The following is an 18,273-nucleotide window of genomic DNA, read 5'->3' on the forward strand; positions in this document are numbered from 1 at the left end:
GTTCATCGCCCCGCCTTGCTCAAGCGGCTGTCGGGATGCGCCGCGCGGAAGCGGGCCTCGGCCCGCTGTTCCGGCGGGATCCAGCAGCGCGCCAGATGACCGCCTGCGCCTTCCAGTGCCGGCATTTCGCTGCAGGGCTCGAAACGCCGGCCGCAGCGCGGACGGAAGGAGCAGCCCTGCGGCAGGTCCAGCAGCGACGGCGGCGCGCCGGGAATCGAGACCAGCCGTTTCATCCGCGCGCCGGTCAAGGGCGGGATCGAGTTGAACAGGCCCCAGGTATAGGGATGCTGCGGATCGACGAAGATTTGCTCCTTGGTGCCGGCCTCGACGATCTTGCCGGCATACATGACGACGACCCGGTCGGCGATCTCCGCCACCACGCCCATGTCATGGGTCACCAGCATGACCGCGGAGCCGAAATCCTTACGCAGGCGCCGGATGAGGTCGAGGATCTGCGCTTGCACCGTAACGTCGAGCGCGGTGGTCGGCTCGTCGGCGATCAGCAGCGAGGGGTTGCAGGACAGGGCCATGGCGATGAAGGCGCGCTGCCGCATGCCGCCGGAAAGCTGGTGCGGATAACGGTCGATCGTCTTGTCGGGATTGGGAATGCCGGTCTCGCGCAGCAGCTCGATCGCCCGGTTGCGCGCGGCCTTGGCCGAGAGATCGGTATGGGCGCGGAGCTGCTCGATGATCTGCCAGCCGATGGTGTAGACCGGCGTCAAGGCCGTCATCGGATCCTGGAAGATCATCGCGATCTCCTCGCCCCGCACATGCCGCAATTCCTGCTGCGGCAGGCCGATCAGCTCGCGCCCCTTGTATTTGATCGAGCCGGCGATGACCGCGTTCGGGTCGTTGATCAGCCCCACCACGCTCAGCAGGGTCACAGTCTTGCCGCAGCCGGATTCGCCGACCACGCTCACGATCTCCTGCGCGTCGATGGTGAAGGAAACGCCGCTCACCGCCCGTACCAGCCCCTGCTGTGTGCGGAAGGAGACGCTGAGGTCTTTCACCTCCAGCAAGGGGGTTGTGCCCTGCTCCACGGCCTTATCGACCACGGACGCGGGGGTCGAGGATTGCATAGGCCATATCCACCACGAAATTCGCGCCGACCACGAAGAAAGACGCATAAATGACGGAAGCCAGGATCACCGGCAGGTCCAGGCTCTTCAAGGAATCATAAGTGAGCTTGCCGACGCCCTGGAGTCCGAAGACGACCTCGGTCAACAGGGCACCGCCGCCGACCAGCGCGCCAAAATCCAGGCCGAACAGGGTCACGAAAGTGATCAGCGAAGTGCGGAGCGCATGCCGGAACAGGATGCGCGTCTCGGTCAGGCCCTTGGAGCGCGCGGTGCGGATGTAGTCCTCTTCATTGGCCTCGATCAGGCTCGCGCGGAGCACGCGGCCATAAAGCCCGATATAGAGCACCGCCAGCGAGATCCAAGGGATGAGCATGGTCTTGAACCATTCCCAGGGGCTTTCCAGCAGCGGCTTGTAACCGAGCGCCGGCACCCAGGAGAACATCCAGGTGTCGTGAAAGCGGCTCTGGGTGATAAGGTTCAGCACCGAGCCCAGCCAGAAGACCGGCATGGATATGCCGATCAGCCCGATGATCATCAGGCCCCGGTCGATCACGCTGCCCTTGGTGGCAGCCGCCGAGAGGCCGACGACGATGCCGCCAATCACCCAGAGGATCGCACCGCCGATCACCAGCGAGAGCGTGACCGGCGTGGCTTGGACCAGCTGCGGCACAACCTTCTGCCCGCGGTTCTGGAACGAGGTGAGATCGAAGGTGACCAGCAGCTTCTTCATCATCAGCCCATATTGGACATAAAGCGGGCGATCGAAGCCGAAATCCTTCCGCACCGCGGCCAGCACCTCGGGGGAGGCGTTGCGGCCGGCGATCCGGGCGGAGGGATCGGAGCCCGGCGTCGCGAAGAAGATCAGGAAGACGATGACGCTGATCCCGAACATCACGAAGACCATCTGGATCAGGCGACGGATGAGCGTGTTCAGCATCGGAGCGGTTAGTCCCTTCCGATCCGGAGCTTCGACCGGGGATCGAGCGCGTCGCGCACCCCGTCGCCGAACACGTTCAGGGTCATGACCGTGACGGCGATGGCGAGGCCCGGCGCCAAGGCCACCATCGGCCGCGAATAGAGCAGGTTCTGCCCGTCCTGGATGATGGTGCCCCAGCTGGCGTCCGGCGGCTGCACGCCGATCGAGAGGAAGGAGAGCGCGGATTCCGTCACCATGTTGAGCGCCATCATCAACGGCACGAACACGATCAAGGTGGTGGCGACGTTCGGTAGGATGTCCTTCCAGAGGATCCGGTAGCTCGGCACGCCGAGACCGACTGCGGCGAGCACGAACTCGCTGTTCTTCAGCGACAGGACCTGGCCGCGAATGGGGCGCGCGATATACGGCACATAGACGATGCCGATGATGAAGATCGGCAGCCAGAGGCTGCCCGAGCGGACGACGATCGGCCCGATCTGGATCGTGGTGTTGATCAGCACGATCGAGAGCGAGATCGCCAGCAGGAAGATCGGGAAGGCCCAGATCACGTCCAGGATCCGGGAGAGCACGGCATCGACCACGCCACCGAAGAAGCCGGCGACGACGCCGAGCGCCCCGGCCAGGATCAGGCAGAGCACGGTCGAGGCGCTGGCGATCCAGAGCGAGTTCAATCCGCCATAGAGCATGCGGGCGAAGACGTCCCGCCCCTGGTCGTCGGCGCCGAGGAAATAGCCGTGGATATCCCAGGTCGGCCCGATCGGCGTGGTGCCGAGACCCAGTCCCTCGGTCGATTCTTCGATGACCGGCTGCTCCACGCCGTCGACCATCACCGTGCCGTCGAGGTTCGAGCTGAACGGCTGGATCTTGGCGACATTGCTGGCGTAATAGGACGCGAAGCAGCAACCGATCACGATCAGGATGAACAGCAGCAAGGCCGCCATCGCGGCCTTGTCGCGGATGAGCTTTCGAAACGCGGTGGCCCAGGGTCCCGCGGCCGGCCGGCGCTTCGCGCCGACCGGATCCGCTTGACCAGGAGAATTACCGGTAATCGAAGTTTCTGACGCTGCCATGTTCAAGAACGAGTGGCGTCAGCAATCAATGACGATGGGCAATCACTGCACCCACGCCTGGTAGACCATGAAGTAGTACTGCGGATTGAACTGGAAATTGCCGAGGCGCTTGGAGATGAAGTCCACGTGCTTCGGGGTGAACAGGATCGCCGCCGGCGCCTTGTCCGTGGTCGCCTTGTCGATGGCCTTCCACATCTCGTTGGCTTTCGCCGGATCGGTGACGGCGGTGGCCATCGCATCCTTCATCATCTTGTCGATGTCCTTGTCGCAGAAACCGGCAATGTTGACGGAGGAATCCGAGCCCGGGTGGAAGTTGTCGCAGCCGAACAGGATGTTCAGGAAGTCCGAAGCGGCCGGATAATCCTGGTACCACTGGGTGACGCTGATCTGCACCTTGTTGTTGGTGTTCTGGATATAGGTGAACTGGATGTTCGAGGAGATCGGCTTCAGCTCGGCCTTGAAGCCGAGCTCGTTCAGCACGCTCTGCAGATAGGTGCCGACCGACTTCGAAACCGCGCTGTCTTCCGAGATCACCGTGACCGGCTGACCCTTCTGACCGGATTCCTCCATCAGTTTCTTGGCCATGTCCATGTCGGGGCCGTTGTACTTCCCGCCACCCGGATTCTTGGTGAAGGGGCAATAGGACTCATGGCCAGGAAAACCCGGCGGCAGGATCTGGCAGACCGGCTGGGCGAGCACCTTGCCGCCGAACAGCTTCACCACCTGATTGCGGTCGATCGCATGGGCAACAGCCTGGCGCGCCTTCTCGTTGTTGAAGGGCGGGATGTTGACGTTCATCGGCGCGTACCACATCGCGGTCAGCGGCGTGACGTGCACCTGGTCCTTGTACTTGGTGCCGATCTCGGCCAGGCGATCCGCCGGCGGCGGGTCGAAGGCCCAATCGGCCTGATCGTTGGCAACCGCTGTGATCTCGGCTTCGTCGGTCAGGCCGAAATCCATGACCACCACATCCGGATAGCCGTCCGGCTGGGCGTCCTTGCTCCATTCCTTGAAATGCGGGTTGCGCACGATCTTGAGCTGCTTGTTGGGATCGTAGCTCTCGACCATGTAGGCGCCGGTGCCGGGCAGCGCGTCAGTACCCACATCCTTGGCCGGAGCATCGGCCGGCAGGATGACCGCATGCGGCACGGCGAGCTTGTAGTAGATCTCGGCATCGGGCTGGGTCAGGTGGATGGTGACGGTGTTCGCCGCCTCGTCGGCGACCACGCCGCCTTCGAGCGTGCAGGTCGCCGGTTCTGCGAGGCACTTATCGGCGCCGACGATGCCGTTGTAGAAGCCGCCCGCGGTCGGGCTCGAAACCTTGAAGATGCGCTGGAACGAGGCGACCACGTCCTTTGTGGTCAGTTCCTGGCCGTTGGAGAACTTGATGCCCTTGCGGATCTTGAAGATGAGCGTCTTGCCGTCATCGGCGACCTGCGGCATGTCCTCGGCGATGTCGGGAACGACCTTGAAGCCTTCCTCGCCGGTCCCCTTCTTGAAGTTCAGCAGGCCGTCATAGAGGCCCTGATAGAGCTGCCAGTATTGCAGCGTGTAATTGATCTGCGGATCGATCGTGCCGCCGGCGCCGACGGCGACCAGGCGCATCGTGCCGCCGCGGTGATCCTGCGCGTCCGCTGAGGACGTGCCGGCGAATATGGCTGCCGCCATACAGAGGGCTCCGGCAGAGATGCCGAGCCAACGCGTCTTCATCATGGATAGCCTCCTTGTTTCAACCAGTTCCGGTTCTTTTGTCGCGCGACCCTGTCACCCGGGACGGCTTTGGACCAGGCCGCGACTGATCGCGCCCCGCCGGACCCTTGGGTGGTTGCGGGAAGGTTACGTCCCGCATCTGCGAACGGCAAAGCTAGCAAATTTACTAGGGGGTGGGTAAGCTGACCCTCCATGTATGATCCCCTCCCGGCCTTCGAGACGGCCCTGGGCCAGAAGCATGGGCTGGAGCCCTGCCTGGATGCCGCCCAGGAGGCCCTCGCCGCCTTCGGCTTCACCTCCGTCATCTATGACTATACCCCAGTGCCGCTCAGCCATGACGGCGAGCTGATCACCCCCAGCCTGCTCAAGCTGCGGAATATCGAGGCCAACATGGCCGATCTTTGGTGCCGCGGCGGCTATTACCAGATCGATCCCGTGCAATGGGTCGCCGCCAGGAGCTCGGCGCCCTTCGTCTGGTCCTACGCCCATCCCGAGGGCTCGGTGCTTGAACGCGTCATGGGGCCGCGGCACGCACCGGTCGTCTCCTATCTCCGGGATACCCGGATGACGTGCGGCGCCACCGTACCGATCCATCTTTCAGGTGGTGATTTCGCCACCTTCACCGGCATCCGCATCGATCCCGAAGGCGACTTCGGCGCCGGCGCGCGCGCGCACCTCGCCGCCATCACCTTGATCGGTCACATCTTCCACAACGCGGTCTACGCCGATTTCGACCCGCGGATAAGAACCTGTCAGCATGTCCGCCTGACCGCCCGCGAGCGGGAATGCCTGCGCCTCACCGCCCAAGGCCTGACGGCAAAGCAGATCGCGCACAAGCTCGGGCGCGCGGTCGGCACGGTGAACCTGCATCTCACCCTGGCGATCAAGAAGCTCGGCGCCAAGAACCGGGTCCAGGCGATCGCCCGCGCCGCGCATTACCGCCTGCTCGACGGTGCCTGCTGAAGCTCCCGGCCCTTCCCTCCCGCGTCATTGCCGGGCCTGACCCGGCAATTTTGAGCCAACTTGAACCGGATCCCCGGGTCGAGCCCGGCCCTATAATTTTTGCTAGCTGGCTCGCGGTTTCGCGGCGGCGCTAGGTTTGTCTCAGTTCAATGAGGGGAAGAACCATGGCCGAACCGCGCGCAACTGAAGGCTTCGCATCATTCCGCGGTCACCAGACCTGGTACCGCGTCACCGGCGAGTTGAAGGCGGCGAAGAAACCGCTGGTGATCCTGCATGGCGGCCCGGGCGCGTCGCACGACTACACCGACCGGATGAAGCTGATCGCATCCCAAGGCCGCGCCGTCGTCCACTACGACCAGCTCGGCTGCGGCAAGTCCACCCACCTGCCCGAAAAGGGCGTCGACTTCTGGACCGTGCAGCTCTTCCTCGACGAGCTCAACAATCTCTTGGACCATCTCGGCATCCGCGGCGCCTATCACGTCCTGGGGCAGTCCTGGGGCGGCATGCTCGGCGCGGAACATGCGGTGACGCAGCCGAAGGGGCTGAAGTCACTGACCATCTCGGATTCCCCCGCCTCGATGGAGCTCTGGGTGCAGGAGGCGAACAAGTTGAGAGACCAGCTGCCGCCCGACGTGCAGAAAACCTTGCTGGAGCACGAGGCCGCCGGCACAACCACCTCCAAAGAATACACGACGGCGATGATGGTGTTCTACGCCCGCCATGTCTGCCGGGTGCAGCCGATGCCGGAGGAAGTCACGCGCAGCTTCGCCCAGATCGAGGCCGATCCGACGGTCTACTTCACCATGAACGGCCCTTCCGAGTTCCACGTGATCGGCAGCCTGAAGCATTGGTCGATCATCGACCGCCTGCACAAGGTCCAGGTCCCGACCCTGCTGATCTCCGGCAAGTATGACGAGGCGACGCCGGCCACGGTCAAGCCCTACCAGGACAACATCAAGGGCGCGCGCTGGCAGATCTTCGAGCATTCCAGCCACATGCCCCATGTCGAGGAAACCGAGCTCTACATGAAGAGCGTCGGGGCATTCCTCGATCAGAACGACTGAAGGAAGGCGCCGCCGAGGACGATTTCGGCCAGCAGCGCCGGCAGGCGTTCAGGCGGCAGGCCTTCGGCCGCTTCCCCCAAGCTCCGTCCGTCGACCAGGGCGCGGATGAAGCGGTTGGCCGGGCGATCGAGCGGCGTACAGATCGGCGCGCAGTCCCTGCGCCAGATCATCAGATCGACGCCGCCGGCGTCCAGCGAAGCCCCCTCGGCCTTGCCGATCGCGACATCGCGGATGCGCAGCAGCGGATAGAGCGAGGTCAGCAGCGTCAGCGAGGGATGCGGCTTCAGCCGCAGCGCTCCCAGCTGTTCCGGCTGGATCCCCGAGAGGCAATGTGCCGAGAAGCTGGGCAGATCATCGGCCCGCTCGGCGACATTCAGGGCCCAATCCAGCCTCGCGACATCGCCGAGATAGACCAGGCTCTGCGCGCGCGGGTCGCTTTCCAGGAAGGCCGGGAAGCCGGCACCATAGGCCGCGAGGCTGGGATCGCGCGGCGGATCGATCGCGAGATAGGACAAGGCCAGCGCCTGGAAGGCGTCGTCGCCGATCACCTTGACGACGGTCGGAAAATTCGCGGCCAGGGCAGCGGCGAGGCTGATGCGGTGATGGTTGCGATAGACCGCGACCCGGCGCTCGGCGTTAAGCGCGCCGGGGTCGATGCCGAGACTCGGCACCGCCAGCGCATCGCCGCGCACCGCCCGGGCGAAATCGCGCTGCAGCTCAGCCAGCATGGCGCAGCTCCATCGTCGCATTGCGATGCGCGTCCGCCTTGGTCGCTTCCGCCAGCAAAGTATCGAGCGGCGGAATCCGGCTGTCCCATTCGACCAGGGTCCGGGCCTGCGGAAATCGCAACGCGGCTTCGCGGTAGAGCTCCCAGACCGCATCCGACACCATCGAACCATGATCGTCGATCAGCAAGGTCGCGTCGCCGAGATCGGCGACGTGATGGCCGGCGACGTGAATCTCCGCGACGCTCGCCGGCTGCAGCGCGGCCATGACGGCGCGCGCCGGCAGGTCGTGGTTGCGCTGGTTGACGTAGAGATTGTTCACGTCGAGCAGCAGGCCGCAGCCGGAACGCCGCGCCATCTCCACCAGGAACTCGCCCTCGGGGATCGTCGAATGGGTGAAAGCGAGATAGGTGGAGGGATTCTCCATCAGGATCGCCCGCTTCAGCCGGCCTTGCACCCGGTCGATGTTGCGGACCAGGACGTAGAGCGCCTCCTCGGTATAGGGCAAGGGCAGCAGGTCGTTGAGGTAGACGCCGTCCTGCCGGCACCAGGCGACATGCTCGGAAACCAGGACCGGATCGACGGCGGCCACCAGTTCGGCAAACCAGTCGAGATGCACGCCATCTACCGGCTCGACGCTGCCCAGCGAGAGGCCGACGCCGTGGATCGAAACCGGATATTCGCGCCGCGCCCGTTCCAGCACGGCGGCGCGCCTTCCGCCGCCCATGTGGTTCTCGGCATGGACTTCGAGAAAGCCGACCGACGGACGGCGCTCCAGCAATTCGGCATGGTGCGGCGCCCGCCAGCCGATGCCGGCGCGTCTTTCCATGGGCCCGATGCTATCGAGCGGCATGGCGTTATCGCAAGGCCTTGCCGATCAGATGGTCCAGCGAGAAGACGCCGGGCCCACGGCTCAAGAGCAACAGCAGCATGGCCATCCAGGTCAGGTGATCGACCCAGGCCATCGGATAGACGAAGGTCTGGATCACCAGGGTCATGCCGATCATCGGCAAGGTCGCGACCCTTGTCAGCAGGCCCAGCACCAGCAGCACCGGCGTGCTGAGCTCGACCGCGGCAGCCATGGGTGCGGCGATCTCCGGCGGCAGGACCGGCACCTTGTATTCGTCGGCGAAGAGCTTGAGCGTGAGGTCCCAGTTCGCGATCTTGGCCTGACCGGAACGCCAGAAGATCATCGCCATGCTCACCCGCGCCATCAGCTGGATGAAGCTCAGGGGCAGCAGGCCGAGCCGATCGTACAAGTCTCGAACGCGGCCGAGCAGGGTCGGCGATGTCGTCTCGTCCATCTTCATCGTCATGGTCATGACCCTCTCCTCTCGGGCGTCTTCAGGCGTGGTGATCCAGCACTGGTCGCCGCGCACGGCGGCGATGATGTCGGACTGGCTCGAACCCATGACCTGGCGCCGCACGCGGCCCTTCAGTTGATCGGATATGCCTTGGGACGCCATGGTCGAATCTGCGTGAATGACGGCGGGGCGACCGGAATCGCCCCGCCGCAGGTTGCGTGATCAGGACTTCTTCGGCTCGAGGCTGCCGCCCGAGATCTTGCCGCAGACGCCGGCCGGGACATAGATCCAGGCATCGCCCTGCATCGGCTGGGTGACGCTGCCGGCGCAGGAATTGGTCGCGGTCTGGCAGTCGTTGGAACCGCTGGCGGCGATGCCGAAGCACTTCTCGGAGTCATAGCTCGGCACCGCGGCCGGGCCGGCATTGGCGGCGCTCATGGCGACGAGGCCCAGGGCGGCGGAAGCAGCGGCCATCAGCAGGGCATTGGAGGTCTTCATCGGTAGTCTCCTCAAGGTTTCTGGTTCAGGGTCGGGGTCACTCCCCGGGGGACAGTTCGAAGGTAAGCGCTCCGGGGTTACAGGCGAAATGCCGCTTTGTTTGTAAATCGATAGCGGCCGGGCATGGTCGCGCGCCTAAAGATAGGCCTGGTTGATATCGACGGTCGAGCGGCGGCCGATCTGGTCGAAATTCTGCTTCAGCCAGGCGTCGGCATGGGTGCGGCCGACTTCCTTCAAGTCCAGCAGGAAGTCCCAGTCGGCGTTGAATTTCGAGAGCACGCTGAAGTCGCGCATCCGCTCCTCCGCCGAGATCGCGTGGATGTGAAGCCGTTTCAGCCGGTCCATCTCCACCTCGCCGTCATCGATCAGGCGGGTGACGAAGCTGATCGCCCGCATCTCCCGCATCAGCGAAGAGTTGAAGCTGATCTCGTTGATGCGGTTCATGATCTCGCCGGCGGTCACCGGCACCTCCTCGCGCATGATCGGGTTCACGTGCACGACCATGATGTCCGGGCTGCCGCAGCGGTAGATCAGCGGAAAGATCGCCGGATTGCCCATGTAGCCGCCGTCCCAATAGGCCTCGCCGTCGATCTCCACCGCCTTGAACAGGAACGGCAGGCAGCCGGAGGCCATCACCGCGTCGGCCGAGAGTTCGGCCTCGTTGAACACCTTGACCTTGCCCGAGCGGACATTGGTGGCGCAGAGGAAGAGCTTGATCGGCAGTTTCGCGCGCCGCATCGCCTCGAAGTCGACCGAGGCGGTCAGCACGTCGCGCAGGGGATTCCAGTCGGTCGGGTTCAGCTGATAGGGCGAGAGCACCCGGGTCACGAAATCCAGCCAGAGAAAGGCCGGCGAATTGTCCAGCGCATGGTTGCCGGTGAGCCGGTCCCACCAGGTCGCCTGGAACGGGGTCTGCGCCTGCGCATGGGCGATCCGGCGCCAGAAATTGCCGAGCGCGGCGCGCGCCCCGGCCCGCCCGCCCTGCTGATAGCCATAGACCATGACCGTCGCGTTCATGGCGCCGGCCGAGGTCGCGGAGATGCCGTCGAACACCAGCCGCTCGTCCTCGAGCAGCCGGTCGAGCACGCCCCAGGTGAAGGCGCCGTGGGCGCCGCCGCCCTGCAAAGCGAGGCTCAGATGCCGGGTCTCGACCGAGGCATTGCCGGCCGGGCTGATCTCGGATTTCGTCTCGAGGTTCATTGCTTCCTCCCTCAATGCGCAGTCCAGCCGCCATCGACCGGCAGCGCGGTGCCGGTGATCGAGGCGGCATTGGGGCCGCAGAGAAACGCCGTCAGGGCACCGATTTCGGCGGCTTCGGCGAAGCGCTTGCTCGGGGTGTTCTTCAGCAGCACGTCGCGCACGACCTGCTCTTTGTCGATCTTGTGCGCCGCGGCCTGCTCGTCGATCTGCTTGGCCACCAGCGGCGTCCAGACGTAACCCGGGCAGATCGCGTTGGCGGTAACACCGTGCTCGGCCCCTTCCAGGGCCGCGACCTTGGTCAGGCCGAGCACGCCGTGCTTGGCGGCGACATAGGCCGACTTGAAGGGCGAGGCGATCAACGCATGGGCCGAGGCGATGTTGACGATCCGGCCCCAGCCGCGGCTCTTCATCCCGGCGAAGCTCACCCGGATCGCATGGAAGGCCGCGGAAAGATTGATCGCCAGGATCGCGTTCCATTTCTCAACCGGGAAGGTCTCGATCGGCTCCACATGCTGGATGCCGGCATTGTTGACCAGAATGTCCAGCGAGCCGAAGGCCTGGCGCGCCGCCTCGACCATGGCCTCGATCTCCTCGGGCTTGCTCATGTCGGCGCCGTCGTAGCGGACGCGGACGCTGTAACGTTGCTCGAGGCCGGATCGAATAGTCTCGATGGCCGTGGGATCGCCGAAGCCGTTCATGACGACGTCGGCGCCCTCGGCCGCGAGCTTTTCGAGCACGGCCAGGCCGATGCCGCTGGTCGAGCCGGTGACCAGGGCGACCTTGCCGGCGAGCGACCGCGGCGTGTTCAGGGAAGAGGATTGTGCAGTGATGCTGTTCATGGCGACCCATCCGAGCGGGATTGCGAATGGGTCCAATCTGGGCCGCGCTTTGCATCCTGGGAAATGCCACCCCCCTATGGTTTCGATGCGGCATCGGCATCGCCGGACCGATGCCTTCCGGTTATAATCGGGCCATCGATCGGCGGGACCTAACCAAGGCTAACCCTATGGAAATGCATCAAATCCGCTACTTCCTGGCGGTCTGCAACACGCTCAACTTCACGCGCGCCGCGGAGCAGTGCAACGTCACCCAGCCGGCTTTGACCCGGGCCATCCAGAAGCTCGAGGAGGAGCTGGGCGGCCTCCTGTTCCGGCGCGAGCGCAAGCTCACGCATATGACCGACCTCGGCAACCTGGTGCGGCCGCAGCTGGAAACCATCCTGAAACAGAGCGAGCAGGCGCGCACCACCGCGCAGAGCTTCCTGCAGCTGCGCGACGCGCCGCTCCGGCTCGGCGTGATGTGCACCATCGGCCCGGTGCGGTTCGTGAGCTTCCTCTCCCGCTTCGGCGCCGATCATCCGGGCATCGAGGTCTCGCTGACCGAGAGCATCCCGGATGAGCTGATCAACATGCTGATGGAAGGGACGCTGGACGTCGCGATCACCACCGCGCCTGAGACGCCCAATGAGCGGCTCGATTTCCGCAGGCTCTACGACGAGCGTTTCGTCGTCGCCCTGCCCGCCGGGCATCGTTTCGAGGCAATGTCGGAAGTGCCGATCCAGGAGATCGCCGGCGAGGCCTATCTCTCTCGGACCAACTGCGAATACTATGAGAAGATGGAAACCGTGCTCGAGCAGCAGATGGTGCAGGTCGAGGACGTGTTTCGCTCCGAGCGCGAGGATTGGATCCAGACCATGGTGATGGCCGGGATGGGCATCTGCTTCATGCCGGAATTCTCCGCTGTCCTGCCCGGCTTGCTGACCCGGCCAATCTGCGATCCGCCCGTCACGCGCACCATCCACCTCGCCACCGTCGCCGGGCGGCGCTTCTCGCCCGCGGTTGCCACCTTCATCAAGGCGGTCGACCGCTATCAATGGCCGGAACGCGCCGAGAGCATCACCGAAGCGCTGGAACCCGCCTGATACGCCATGGCCGATCCGGCGCTCCCCTCTCCTCAACCACGGCGATTCCGTCGGCTCGGTCTCGGCGCCGCGCTGATGTTCCTGCTGGCCGGAATCTGCATCCTGATGGCGGCCCTGGTCCATGGCAGCTGGCAGCGGACCTCGACGAAGAACGCCAACGCGCTGGTCAAGGAGATCAACACCCGGATCGCCGACACCGTCGCCGGCAACCTGCAGCAAATCCTCACCAATGCCAGCGCCAGCCAGGAGGCGCTGCGCACGATCTTCTTTCAGGACGTGATCGAGATCACCAACGAAGCCAAGCGCGAGTTCGTGTTCCTCTCGCTGCTGCAATCGCAGCCGACCGTGTCCTGGGTGGCCTTCGGCTGGCCCGACGGCAACTTCTTCGGCGCCCGCAAGGATTCCGACGAAGGCATCCGCATGGTGGAGGTGCGGCACGGCGCCCCGGGGGCTGAACCCGACCTGCTGCGCGTGGACAGCTATCAGCCGGTGGTCGGCGATATCCATTTCCTCGATCGCGCCATGAGCGCGACGCCGTTCCGCTCGACCGAGCAGGATTGGTATCATGCCGCCGATCAGGCGAAGATGCCGGTCTGGACGGAATACACGGATACCCCGCTCGGCAAGCAGCCGGGCATAGCCATCTCCAGCAAGCTCACGGTCTACGGCCATTACCTCGGCGTGGTGATGATCGGGATCGATCTCGACCGCCTGGCGCGGTTCCTGACCGCGCTCAAGGTGACCAGCCACGGCCGCGCCTTCATCCTCGACGGCGGCAACCGGGTGCTGACCGCCAGCGAGGTCGGCACGACGGCCGGCGGCTGGCACGATCTGGCGGCGGTCAAGGACCCGCTGGCCGGCGCGATCCAGCGCGCCATGACCGAGAACAAGATCGACCTCAGCGCGCTCACCATGCCGCGCACCATTACGGTGATGGACGGCATGACCGAAGTCGAGGAATACGTCACCTTCACGCCGCTGCCCTTCCGCCACTGGGTGATCGCGACCGTGATCCCCGCCGAGGACATCCTCGGCGAGATTCCCGGCGCGACGCGGCGGCTCTATATGATCGTGATCGCGTCCGTCGTCGTGGTCTCGCTGCTCGGCGCCTTCGTGGCGCACCGGCTGATCAGCCGTCCCATCGCCGGCATCGCGCAGCAGATGCATCAGATCGAGCATTTCCGGCTCGAGAACTTGACCTATCGGCCCTCCCGCCTGCGGGAGCTGGACGAGCTCTCGCGCGCGCTTCGTCTGATGGGCACCGGCCTCTCCGCCTTCCGCAAGTATTTGCCGGCGGACCTGGTCGAGATCCTGATCCGGGAAGGCATCGAGGCCAAGCCCGGCGGCCGCACCCAGCCGCTGACCGTGCTGTTCACCGATCTCGCCGGCTTCACCGGCCTGACCGAGCAGGCGCCGGACAAGATCGTCGAGATCCTCGGCGATCACCTGGACTTCATGTCGCGGATCGTCGCCGCCCATGCCGGCACGGTCGACAAGTTCATCGGTGATTCGGTCATGGCCTTCTGGAACGCGCCGGCCAGCAATCCGCACCACGCGCTCTCCGCCTGCAAGGCGGCTTTGGCCTGTCGCGCCGCCTTCCTGCAGTCGGCGCAGGGGATGCAAGCCGCAACTCTCGGCCAGATCGGGCTCCGGATCGGCGTCAACTCCGGCGCGGCGCTGGTCGGCAACATCGGCTCGCACGACCGGTTGAACTACACCGCGATCGGCGACGTGGTGAACGTGGCAAGCCGCCTCGAATCGCTGAACAAGCGCTACGGCACCGACATCCTGATCGGCGAGGCGACCTTCCAGGAAGCCGGCGACGGCATCATCACCCGCCGGGTCGACAAGGTGGCGGTCTATGGGCGTCGCGGCGGCATCGCGGTCTACGAGCTGCTGGGGCTGGCCGAGACCCGCGCCGAGCTCGGCGATCTCGCCTGGATCGCGCAATACGACGATGGATTCGAACGCTATCTCAACCGCGATTTCGACGGCGCCGTGGCAGCCTTCCGCGAAGCCGACCGGCTGCGCGGCCGCGACGAGCCCTCGCGCCGCATGATCCTGCGCTGCCACCGCTACATCGAGCAGGCACCCCCGGTCGATTGGGACGGCACCGATACCGCGGAGAGCAAATAGCGCGCTGATAGCCGCGCGCTATCGAATCCAGTCCCCAACGGCATTCGTGCTTGCCCCTCCTTTCAGCGATCTTCAATCCAGCGCTGCGGCCGCTTCCGGACCTCAGCCGAGACTCGTTGAAGGAGAAACACGATGAACATGAGGAACCTGACCGCCGCCGCTTTCCTCGCCGGCACCACCATCCTGGCCGCCACCGCCGCCAGCGCCAACGGCTGCCCGGCCAACCAGATGGGCCAGAACGCGCTTTCCAACGCCCCGACCAAGCCGGTCGGCGTCACCGACACCGTGCTTGAATCGATCGACCTCGCCCAGCAGATGGTGAAGCTCGACGACCACAAGCTGCGCATCCGCCGCCTGGAGATCCAGCCCGGCGGCATCGTGCCGCTGCACGACCATGCCGACCGCCCGGCGCTGATCTACATCGTCTCGGGCGAGATCACCGAGTTCGCCAGCGACTGCAAGACCGGCATCGTGCACAAGGCCGGCGACAGCTCGCGCGACGCCGATCTGAAGCACTGGTGGAAGAACATGAGCAAGAAGCCGGTGGTGCTGATCTCCGCCGACATCCTGCACGACGCGATGGACATGAACATGTAAGGACGCCCAGCCCCACCCGTCTCCAACGAGGGGCGTCCTTCTGCGAGGCGTGATGCCGGTCCACCCCACCCCGGCATCACGCCGCTTCCTTTTGAGGCATGACATGCGCCAAGACAGCTTCCGCAATCTCGTGATCGGCCTGATCGCCTTTCTCACCCTGGTCGATCTCTTCGCCACCCAGGCGATCCTGCCTGCGCTGGTGGCGCATTACGGCGTCAGTCCGGCCGCCATGGGCCTGGCCGTCAATGCCAGCACCTTCGGCATGGCGGTCGCGGGGATCCTGGTCTCGCTGTTCAGCCGCCGCATCGATCGCCGCAAGGGCGTGGTGCTCAGCCTGGCGCTGCTTTCGATTCCGACCGCCCTGCTCTCGATCGCGCCGGATCTCGCGGTTTTCACCGCGCTGCGGGTGGTCCAAGGGCTGCTGATGTCCACGGCCTTCACCCTGACCCTGGCCTATCTCGCCGAGAATTGCAGCGCCCGGGCGTCGGGCGGAGCTTTCGCCGCCTACATCACCGGCAATGTCGCCAGCAATCTCTTCGGGCGCCTCATATCGGCGGCCGTCGCCGACCATCTCGGCCTCTCGGCCAACTTCATTCTCTTTGCCGGACTGAACCTGGCCGGCGCCGCGCTGGCCTTGGCCAGCCTGCGGCGCACGCAGCCGATGCCGGCCGACGACCGCATGCGTTTCGCCCTGCGCGATCATCTGCGGAACCCCGCGCTGCGCGTCGCCTTCGCCATCGGCTTTCTCATCCTCTTCGCCTTCATCGGCACCTTCACCTATGTGAACTTCGTGCTGGTGCGGCAGCCGCTGGCGGTCAGCCCGATGCAGATCGGTCTGGTCTACTTCGTCTTCCTGCCATCGATCCTCACCACGCCGCTGGCCGGCCGCGCCGTCCAGGCCTTCGGCACCCGCCCGACCTTCTGGTCGGCACTGGCGCTGGCCGGACTGGGGCTGCCCCTGCTGCTGACGGCATCGCTGCCGGTCGTGCTGACCGGGCTCGCCTTGGTCGGCGTCGGCACCTTCTTCGCCCAGGCCGCCGCGACCGGATTCGTCGGCCGCGCCGCCACCGGCGACCGCGGCGCCGCCGGCGGACTCTATCTCGCCAGCTATTTCCTCGGCGGCCTCGCCGGCACTTTCGTCCTGGGGCAGCTGTTCGACCGCTTCGGCTGGCCGGCCTGCGTCGCGGGGATCGGCCTCGCCCTGGGGCTCGCGGCCTTGCTGGCGTTCCGCCTCACCGTCCGGCGTGCTATGGAGGAATATCCAAGGCACACCGGACCGGAACATGAGCAAGCCCAAGTCTCCTGACTCTCTCCGCAGCGCGCGCTGGTTCGCGCCCGACGATCTCCGCTCCTCGACTCATCGCTCGCGGGCGATGCAGATGGGCTATGCCGCCGCCGAATGGGCCGGCAAGCCGGTCATCGCCATCATCAACACCTGGTCCGACATCAACCCCTGCCACGCCCATTTCAAGACCCGGGTCGATGATGTGAAGCGCGGCGTGCTGCAGGCCGGCGGCTTCCCAATCGAGCTCCCGGCGATCTCCCTCGCCGAGATCTTCGTCAAGCCGACCACGATGCTCTATCGCAACATGCTGGCCATGGACACCGAGGAGCTGATCCGCTCGCACCCGGTGGACGGCGTCGTGCTGATGGGAGGCTGCGACAAGACCACGCCCGCTTTGCTGATGGGCGCCACCAGCGCCGGATTGCCGGCGATCTACGTGCCGGCCGGTCCGATGCTGCGCGGCAACTGGCAGGGCACGGTGCTGGGCTCCGGTTCCGATGTCTGGAAATACTGGGACGAGCGCCGCGCCGGACGCATCGGCAAGACCGAGTGGGAAGGCGTCGAGGCCGGCGTCGCCCGCAGCCACGGCACCTGCATGACCATGGGCACCGCCGCCACCATGATGTCGATTGCCGAGGCGCTCGGCATGTCGCTGACCGGCGCATCCTCCATCCCCGCCGCCGACGTCAATCATATCCGCATGTGCTCGGCTTCGGGCCGGCGCATCGTCGAGATGGTCTGGGAGGACCTGACGCCGGCGAAGATCCTGACCCGCGAGGCATTCGAGAACGCGATCCGCACCGCAATGGCGCTCGGCTGCTCGACCAATGCCATCATCCATGTGATTGCCCAGGGCCGCCGCGCCGGGATTCCGATCGATTTGGACGACTTCGAGAAGGCGAGCCGGATCATTCCCGTCATCGCCAACATCCGGCCGAGCGGCGACCAATATCTCATGGAGGACTTCTTCTACGCCGGCGGCCTGCCCGGCCTGCTGAACCGGATCCGCGACAAGCTGCATCTCGGCGCCTTGACCGTCACCGGCAGGACCCTTGGCGAGAACATCGAAGGTGCCGGCGTCTTCAACGACGACGTCATCCGCCCGGTCGGCAACCCGATCTACAACGAGGGCGCGCTGGCGGTGCTGAAGGGCAACCTCGCGCCCGACGGCTGCGTCATCAAGCCGAGCGCCTGCGCGCCGCATCTCCGCAAGCATTCCGGCCCGGCCTTGGTGTTCGACGACTACCCGTCGATGAAGGCCGCGGTCGATGACGAAAATCTCGACGTCACGCCGGAGCATATCCTGGTGCTGCGCAACGCCGGGCCGCATGGCGGCCCGGGCATGCCGGAATGGGGCATGCTGCCGATGCCGAAGAAGCTCTTGAAGCAGGGCGTCAAGGACATGCTGCGCCTCTCCGACGCGCGGATGAGCGGCACCAGCTACGGCGCCTGTATCCTGCATGTGGCGCCGGAGGCCTATATCGGCGGGCCGCTCGCCTTGCTGAAGACCGGCGACATCGTCGCGGTCGATGTCCCGGCGCGTTCGATCCGCATGGAAGTCTCGGATGCGGAATTGGCGAAGCGCCGCGCGGCCTGGACCCCGCCGCCGCCGCGCTTCGAGCGCGGCTATGGCTGGATGTTCGCCAAGCATATCCGGCAGGCCAACGAGGGCTGCGACTTCGACTTCCTGGAGACGGCGTTCGGCGCTCCCGTCCCAGAGCCTGTCATCTACTGAACCCGCGATCTATTGACATCAGTTCATAGCTGAAGTCTCTTTTCTCTAA

Annotated in this window: 17 protein-coding genes; 7 read left to right on the forward strand and 10 right to left on the reverse strand. The window is 65.3% G+C overall.

Features of this window, described 5'->3' with window-relative positions; translation table 11 throughout:
* Positions 1–2: 2 nt before the first annotated feature.
* Genes ACYQ4T_RS24165 through ACYQ4T_RS24180 form a run of 4 tightly spaced genes read right to left on the reverse strand, consistent with a single transcriptional unit; the run spans position 3 to position 4,754 of the window.
* On the reverse strand, positions 3–1,079 hold the full coding sequence (locus ACYQ4T_RS24165; protein ID WP_459859166.1) for an ABC transporter ATP-binding protein: 1,077 nt from the start codon (positions 1,077–1,079) through the stop codon (positions 3–5).
* Positions 1,045–2,016 carry an ABC transporter permease gene (locus ACYQ4T_RS24170; protein ID WP_459859167.1) on the reverse strand — a complete coding sequence of 324 codons (972 nt, stop codon included), beginning with the start codon at positions 2,014–2,016 and terminating at the stop codon, positions 1,045–1,047. Before ACYQ4T_RS24170 ends, ACYQ4T_RS24165 begins: the two co-directional genes overlap by 35 nt.
* Before the next feature lie 8 nt (positions 2,017–2,024).
* On the reverse strand, positions 2,025–3,086 hold the full coding sequence (locus tag ACYQ4T_RS24175) for an ABC transporter permease (RefSeq protein WP_459859168.1): 1,062 nt from the start codon (positions 3,084–3,086) through the stop codon (positions 2,025–2,027).
* A 42-nt stretch (positions 3,087–3,128) separates the two neighbouring features.
* Complete coding sequence (locus tag ACYQ4T_RS24180) at positions 3,129–4,754, reverse strand: ABC transporter substrate-binding protein (RefSeq protein ID WP_459859169.1); 1,626 nt, start codon at positions 4,752–4,754, stop codon at positions 3,129–3,131.
* 234 nt (positions 4,755–4,988) lie between these two features.
* On the opposite strand from ACYQ4T_RS24180, the gene ACYQ4T_RS24185 reads away from it, so the two are divergent.
* Positions 4,989–5,759 carry a LuxR family transcriptional regulator gene (locus tag ACYQ4T_RS24185; protein ID WP_459859170.1) on the forward strand — a complete coding sequence of 257 codons (771 nt, stop codon included), beginning with the start codon at positions 4,989–4,991 and terminating at the stop codon, positions 5,757–5,759.
* Positions 5,760–5,923: 164 nt separating this feature from the next.
* Positions 5,924–6,823: a proline iminopeptidase-family hydrolase gene (locus ACYQ4T_RS24190; protein ID WP_459859171.1), complete on the forward strand. Its 900-nt coding sequence runs from the start codon at positions 5,924–5,926 to the stop codon at positions 6,821–6,823.
* Here ACYQ4T_RS24190 and ACYQ4T_RS24195 read toward each other — a convergent pair.
* From ACYQ4T_RS24195 to ACYQ4T_RS24220, 6 genes are all read right to left on the reverse strand, one after another.
* Entirely contained in the window at positions 6,811–7,551 is a 741-nt protein-coding gene (locus ACYQ4T_RS24195; protein WP_459859172.1) for an HvfC/BufC family peptide modification chaperone, read from the reverse strand. The two genes, ACYQ4T_RS24190 and ACYQ4T_RS24195, sit on opposite strands and share 13 nt — an antisense overlap.
* On the reverse strand, positions 7,541–8,401 hold the full coding sequence (gene bufB / locus ACYQ4T_RS24200; protein WP_459859173.1) for an MNIO family bufferin maturase: 861 nt from the start codon (positions 8,399–8,401) through the stop codon (positions 7,541–7,543). Before bufB ends, ACYQ4T_RS24195 begins: the two co-directional genes overlap by 11 nt.
* A gap of 4 nt (positions 8,402–8,405) precedes the next feature.
* Entirely contained in the window at positions 8,406–9,014 is a 609-nt protein-coding gene (locus ACYQ4T_RS24205) for a DoxX family protein (protein WP_459859174.1), read from the reverse strand.
* A 60-nt stretch (positions 9,015–9,074) separates the two neighbouring features.
* Positions 9,075–9,350, reverse strand: a complete 276-nt coding sequence (locus tag ACYQ4T_RS24210; protein ID WP_459859176.1) for a BufA1 family periplasmic bufferin-type metallophore — start codon at positions 9,348–9,350, stop codon at positions 9,075–9,077.
* Positions 9,351–9,485: 135 nt separating this feature from the next.
* A complete protein-coding gene (locus tag ACYQ4T_RS24215) occupies positions 9,486–10,550 on the reverse strand; it encodes a patatin-like phospholipase family protein (protein ID WP_459859177.1) in 1,065 nt (354 codons plus the stop codon).
* An 11-nt stretch (positions 10,551–10,561) separates the two neighbouring features.
* Complete coding sequence (locus ACYQ4T_RS24220) at positions 10,562–11,389, reverse strand: 3-hydroxybutyrate dehydrogenase (protein ID WP_459859178.1); 828 nt, start codon at positions 11,387–11,389, stop codon at positions 10,562–10,564.
* 167 nt (positions 11,390–11,556) lie between these two features.
* Between ACYQ4T_RS24220 and ACYQ4T_RS24225 the strand changes: the two genes are divergently transcribed.
* The 5 genes from ACYQ4T_RS24225 to araD all read left to right on the forward strand — a co-directional run bounded on the left by ACYQ4T_RS24225 (position 11,557) and on the right by araD (position 18,224).
* On the forward strand, positions 11,557–12,471 hold the full coding sequence (locus ACYQ4T_RS24225) for a LysR family transcriptional regulator (RefSeq protein ID WP_459859179.1): 915 nt from the start codon (positions 11,557–11,559) through the stop codon (positions 12,469–12,471).
* A 6-nt stretch (positions 12,472–12,477) separates the two neighbouring features.
* Complete coding sequence (locus ACYQ4T_RS24230; RefSeq protein WP_459859180.1) at positions 12,478–14,607, forward strand: adenylate/guanylate cyclase domain-containing protein; 2,130 nt, start codon at positions 12,478–12,480, stop codon at positions 14,605–14,607.
* A 132-nt stretch (positions 14,608–14,739) separates the two neighbouring features.
* Positions 14,740–15,204, forward strand: coding sequence for a cupin domain-containing protein (locus ACYQ4T_RS24235; RefSeq protein WP_459859181.1), 465 nt, complete (start codon positions 14,740–14,742; stop codon positions 15,202–15,204).
* A 103-nt stretch (positions 15,205–15,307) separates the two neighbouring features.
* Positions 15,308–16,510 (forward strand): MFS transporter, encoded by a 1,203-nt coding sequence (locus tag ACYQ4T_RS24240; RefSeq protein WP_459859182.1) that lies wholly within the window; start codon positions 15,308–15,310, stop codon positions 16,508–16,510.
* The gene (araD, locus tag ACYQ4T_RS24245) at positions 16,488–18,224 is read left to right on the forward strand and encodes an L-arabinonate dehydratase (protein ID WP_459859183.1); all 1,737 of its coding nucleotides are present in this window, start codon (positions 16,488–16,490) and stop codon (positions 18,222–18,224) included. The genes ACYQ4T_RS24240 and araD overlap by 23 nt, the downstream gene beginning before the upstream one ends.
* Positions 18,225–18,273 lie beyond the last annotated feature (49 nt).

It is taken from the genome of Dongia sp. agr-C8, assembly GCF_054658695.1.